The sequence below is a fragment of the Micromonospora globispora genome (genome assembly GCF_003857015.1).
Classification (GTDB): domain Bacteria; phylum Actinomycetota; class Actinomycetes; order Mycobacteriales; family Micromonosporaceae; genus Micromonospora; species Micromonospora globispora.
Map to the genome: position 1 here is coordinate 1 of NZ_QGGF01000041.1, position 5,124 is coordinate 5,124.

At 75.7% G+C, this 5,124-nt stretch carries 5 protein-coding genes; 3 read left to right on the plus strand and 2 right to left on the minus strand.

Annotation, left to right across the window (positions count from 1 at the left end):
• From DKL51_RS01245 to DKL51_RS01255, 3 genes are all read left to right on the plus strand, one after another.
• The coding region (locus DKL51_RS01245; RefSeq protein ID WP_124811631.1) for a carotenoid biosynthesis protein at window positions 1-406 on the plus strand (406 nt) is incomplete at its 5' end.
• A complete protein-coding gene (locus DKL51_RS01250; protein WP_124811632.1) occupies window positions 403-1,530 on the plus strand; it encodes a glycosyltransferase family 2 protein in 1,128 nt (375 codons plus the stop codon). The genes DKL51_RS01245 and DKL51_RS01250, both read left to right, overlap by 4 nt.
• A gap of 11 nt (window positions 1,531-1,541) precedes the next feature.
• Window positions 1,542-3,035 (plus strand): phytoene desaturase family protein, encoded by a 1,494-nt coding sequence (locus DKL51_RS01255; protein ID WP_124811633.1) that lies wholly within the window; start codon window positions 1,542-1,544, stop codon window positions 3,033-3,035.
• 94 nt (window positions 3,036-3,129) lie between these two features.
• Here DKL51_RS01255 and DKL51_RS01260 read toward each other — a convergent pair whose 3' ends face one another.
• Both DKL51_RS01260 and metF read right to left on the minus strand, forming a co-directional pair.
• On the minus strand, window positions 3,130-3,819 hold the full coding sequence (locus tag DKL51_RS01260; protein WP_109944789.1) for a CDP-alcohol phosphatidyltransferase family protein: 690 nt from the start codon (window positions 3,817-3,819) through the stop codon (window positions 3,130-3,132).
• A 44-nt stretch (window positions 3,820-3,863) separates the two neighbouring features.
• Window positions 3,864-4,781: a methylenetetrahydrofolate reductase [NAD(P)H] gene (gene metF / locus DKL51_RS01265; RefSeq protein ID WP_109966639.1), complete on the minus strand. Its 918-nt coding sequence runs from the start codon at window positions 4,779-4,781 to the stop codon at window positions 3,864-3,866.
• Window positions 4,782-5,124 lie beyond the last annotated feature (343 nt).

Consider the following 5,124-nt stretch of genomic DNA (forward strand, 5'->3'; position numbering starts at 1 on the left):
GGACCTCTTCCTCGATCCGCAGATGGTGGCCGAGGGCTACTGGGTCTGGCGGGACGGCGCCCCGGCGCTGCCCGGGCTGCCCGGCATCCCGGTCAGCAACTACCTCGGCTGGCTGCTCTTCGCGGTGCTGCTGATGGCGGCGCTGCGCCCGCTGGCCGGGCCGGCCGTCGACCGCGCCGACGGGCGGGACGCGCCGATGTTCGCGCTCTACCTGTGGACGTACGCCTCCAGCGTGCTGGCCCACGCGGTCTTCCTGCGCCTGCCCGCCTCGGCGGTCTGGGGCGCGGCCGGCATGGCGGTGGCCGCCGTACCGCTGGCCGTGGTGCTCCTCCGGGCCCGCCGGCACGAGGCCCGCCGACCCGAAGCGCACCCGCTGCCCCGCCCCGGCGTCGACGCGCCGGCATGACCGCCGTCCTCGCCCTCGTCGTCACGCTCGCCGCGCTCACCTTCCACACCTGGGTCAACGCGACCAGGTGGCTGCGCCGCCCCACGGACGGGCCGGTCGAGGTGACCGAGCCGGTCGCGGTGCTGCTGCCGCTGCGCGACGAGGCCGACCGGGTGGAGCCGTGCCTGCGCGCGCTGCTCGCCCAGCACGGCGTACCCGGGCTGCGGATCGTCGTCCTGGACGACGGCTCGACGGACGGCACCGCCGAGGTGGTGCGCGCGGTGGCCGGCGGCGACCTCCGGCTCACCCTGCTCACCGGAGTCGCCCCGCCGCCGGGCTGGCTGGGCAAGCCGCACGCCTGCTGGCAGCTCGCCACCCGCGCCGAGCCAGCCGCCACCGTGCTCGCCTTCGTCGACGCCGACGTGGTGCTCACCCCGTACGCGGTGGCGGCGGCGGTGACCGAACTGCGCGCGGCCCGGGCGGCGCTGCTGTCGCCGTACCCCCGGATCCTGGTCGCGACGGTGGCCGAACGGCTGGTGCAACCGCTGCTGCAGTGGTTGTGGCTGACCTTCCTGCCGCTGCGGGGGATGGAACGCTCGCCGCGGCCGTCCCTCGCCGCGGCGGGCGGGCAGTTCCTCGTCGTCGACCGGGCCGGCTACCTGCGGGCCGGCGGCCACGCGGCGGTCGCCGACAAGGTGCTGGAGGACATCGAACTGGCCCGGGCGGTCAAGCGCTCCGGCGGGCGGATCGCCCTCGCCGACGGCTCCCGGCTGGCCGCCTGCCGGATGTACGAGACCTGGCCGCAGCTGCGCGACGGCTATTCGAAGTCGCTCTGGGCCTCCTTCGGCCACCCGACGGCGGCCGCCGTCGTGGTGGCCCTGCTGCTCCTGCTCTACACCGCTCCCCCGCTGCTCGCCGTGGTGGCCCTGGCGGCCGGCGCGCCGGCGGTGGCCGGGCTCGCGGCCCTCGGCTACCTGCTCGGGGTGGCCGGGCGGGTCCTCAGCGCCCGGTCCACCGGCGGGCGGGCGTGGCCCGACGCGCTGGCACACCCCGTGTCGGTCGGGGTCCTCGGTTGGCTGACATTTCGGTCGTACCATCTGCGGAAGCGGCGCCGGCTCTCCTGGCGGGGCCGCCCGGTCAGCTAGGAGGGCGCGGCATGGCGCGGATCGTGGTCATCGGCGCCGGCGTGGGTGGCCTGGCCACCGCCGCCCGGCTGGCCGTCACCGGGCACCAGGTCACCGTCTTCGAGCGGGCCGACACCGTCGGCGGCAAGCTCGGCCGGTACGTCCACGACACGCCGGCGGGGGCGTACCACTTCGACACCGGGCCGAGCCTGCTCACCCTGCCCGAGATCTTCCACGACCTGTTCGAGGCGACCGGGGCCAAGCTCGACGAGTACCTGGACCTGGCCCCGCTGGACCCGATCGTCCGGCACGTCTTCCCCGGCGGCGGCCCCGTCCTGGACTCCTGCGCCGACCCGGCCGAGTTCACCGCGCGGATCGGAGCTGCCCTCGGCGACCGGGCCGCCGCCGACTGGCAGCGGCTCTGGCGGCGCGCCGCCCGGGTCTGGGAGGCGTCGCACCGGGACATCCTGCGCCGCACCATCGACTCACCGCGCGACCTCGCGGCCCTGGCCTGGCGCCTCGGCGACCTCGCCGCGATCGGTCCCGGCCGCACGCTGCGCGGCCTCGGCCGCCGGCACCTGACCGACCCGCGGCTGCGGATGCTGCTCGACCGGTACGCCACCTACACCGGCGCCGACCCACGCCGGGCCCCGGCCGCGCTGGTTGCCGTCCCCTACGCCGAACTCGCCTTCGGCGGCTGGTACCTGCGCGGCGGGCTGGGCACCCTCGCCGACGCGCTGCTCTCCCGCTGCCTGGACCTCGGCGTGGTGGTGCGGACCGGCGCCACGGTCACCCGGATCGACGCGGCGGGCGGCCGGGTCCACGGCGTACGCCTCGCCGGGGTCGCCGCCCCCGTCCCGGCCGACGTGGTGGTGGCCAACGTGGACGCGCTCACCGTCTACCGGGACCTGCTGCCCAGCCCACGCCGGCTGGGCGGGCTGACCGACCGCAGCCTGGCCGGCTTCGTACTGCTGCTCGGCGTCCGCGGCGACACCGGGCTGGCCCACCACAACGTCTTCTTCCCCCGCGACTACGACGCCGAGTTCGACGCGGTCTTCGGTGACCCGGGCCGGGGGATCCGGGCGCGGCCGGCCATGGACCCGACCGTCTTCGTCACCGTCACCGTCGCCGACGACCCGATGGTCCGGCCGGACGGGCACGAGGCGTGGTTTGTGCTGGTCAACGCCGCCCGGCACGGCACCGCCGCCGGCGCGGTCGACTGGCGCCGGCCGGGACTGGCCGAGGCGTACGCCGACCGGATCCTCGACGTGCTCGCCGAGCGCGGGGTGGACGTGCGGGACCGGCTGGTGTTCCGGGAGATCCGTACCCCGGCCGACCTGGACGCGGCGACCGGCGCGCCGGGCGGGGCGATCTACGGGACCGCCGGCGGGCTGCTCCGGCCGGCCAACCGGGGCCCGGCGCACGGGCTCTGGCTGGTCGGCGGCTCCAGCCACCCGGGCGGCGGCCTGCCCATGGTGACCCTCTCCGCGCAGATCGTCGCCGAGGAAATCGGCCCCGCCTGGTAGCGGGGCCGGTGGGTGGGCGCCAGGTCGGGGATGTCGCGGTTTCCCGGCCGACGGACAACGCCAGGTCGGCGATCTGGAGTGAAAGCGCGGCCGGTCAGCCGGCGTCGATCAGGGCGCGGCGGACCGCGGAGAGGAGCTGTCCCAGGCCGAAGCCGGCCAGCAGCACCCACACCGTGGTGGCCATGGTGATCGTGCCGGCGGTGACGTCCACGTCGATCAGCCCGGTGAGCCCGGCGACCAGCAGCCCGACCAGGGCCACGCAGACCCGGGTGGGTCGCTCCCCGACGGTCACCGCGCCGATCTCCCGCATGCCGGCGGCGACCGCCCGGGCGCGGACGTACTCGTGCAGCCAAGACAGCCCACCGGCGGCGGCGACCAGCGCGCCCGGCGCGCCGATCAGCCAGAACGCGATCAGCCAGGCGGCCTCACCGAGCCGGTCGGCGACCGAGTCGTAGACGTATCCGAGCCGGGTGGTCCGCCCGGTCACCACCGCGACCGCGCCGTCGACGCTGTCCGCCACCGAGGCGAGCAGCACGAACAGCGCCCCGATCATCGGCCCGTTCCCCGGCCGGGTGACGAAGAGCGGTACGCAGAAGCAGAGCAGCACCCCGGTTACGGTCACCGCGGTGGGGCCGATCCGGAGCCGGCCGAGCACGTACCCGACGTGGTAGGCGAACCGCAGCCAGGCGCGGACGACCGGTGCCGCGACCCGCGGATCGAACCCGCCGTGCAGCCGCCCCCACGCGGTCGCGTACTGGTCCCAGCTCAGCTGTGTGCCCACCACGGATCAACCGTAGAAGGGCAGGGCCGATGTCGTGGGACGTGCCGTCACACTCGCGCGTCGGCGCGCAGGTGCTGCCAGACCTCGCGGGTGGCGGTGGACCGGTTGAGGGTGATGAAGTGGATCCCCGGCACCCCCTCGTCCAGCAGCCTGGCGCACATCTCGCTGGCCTGCTCGATGCCGAGCCGGCGGACCGCCTCCGGGTCGTCGGCGACCCGCTCGAACCGCTCGGCCAGGGCCGGCGGGAACGGCGCCCCGGAGAGCTGCACCGACCGCTCGATGGTGCCGATCTGGGTCACCGGCATCACCCCGGCCAGGATCGGGGTGTCGCAGCCGGCCGACGCGACCCGGTCCCGCAGCCGCAGGTAGTCGTCGGCGTCGAAGAACATCTGGGTGATGGCGAACTCGGCCCCAGCCTGGCACTTGCGGACGAAGTGCGCGGTGTCACTCGCCACGTCTGGCGAGCGGGGGTGCTTGTACGGGAAGGCGGCGACCCCGACGCTGAAGTCACCTGCGTCGCGGACCAGCCGGACCAGGTCCTCGGCGTAGCGCACGCCCTCCGGGTGGGGCACCCACTCGCCGCCCGGGTTGCCGGGCGGGTCACCCCGCACGGCGAGCACGTTGCGCACCCCGACGCCGGCCAGCCGGCCGATCACGTGCCGCAGTTCGGCGACCGAGTGGTTGACCGCGGTCAGGTGCGCCATCGGCAGCAGGGTGGTCTCGGTGGCGATCCGCTCGGTCAACTCGACCGTGGTGTCCCGGGTCGACCCGCCGGCGCCGTAGGTGATCGAGACGAACGACGGGCGCAGCGACTCCAGCTCGCGGATGGCCTGCCAGAGCAGCCGCTCGCCCTGGGGCGTCTTGGGCGGGAAGAACTCGAAGGAGAAGGTGGGCTGGCCGTCACGGATCAGCGCCCCGATCGCCGGCTGGGGGTTGGGGAGGACCGAGGGAAGACCGAGCGCCACGCCCCGACTGTAGCGGGCGGCGCGCGTCGTACCCACGATCTTCCCAGCGGGCGGACGGTGGCCCGGCGGAGCGTCGTACCCGGCGGGTAAGACGGACGCCAGCGCGGTGGGGTCGGTCCCCGGGGGCCCGCGCGGGGGTCAGCACGATCGGCGACGCGCCGTTCCGGTCCAGCCGGAGGTCCGCGTCGCCCCCGCGCCGACGCCCACCGGAGGACCGATGATCCCGTACCCGCCGTCCGGCCCACCGCTGCTCGGGCCGCTCCTGGCCGAGCTGCGGCTGGCCCGTGGCTGGAGCCAGCAGCGGCTCGCCCACGAGCTCTGCACCGCCTCCGGGGTGCCCACC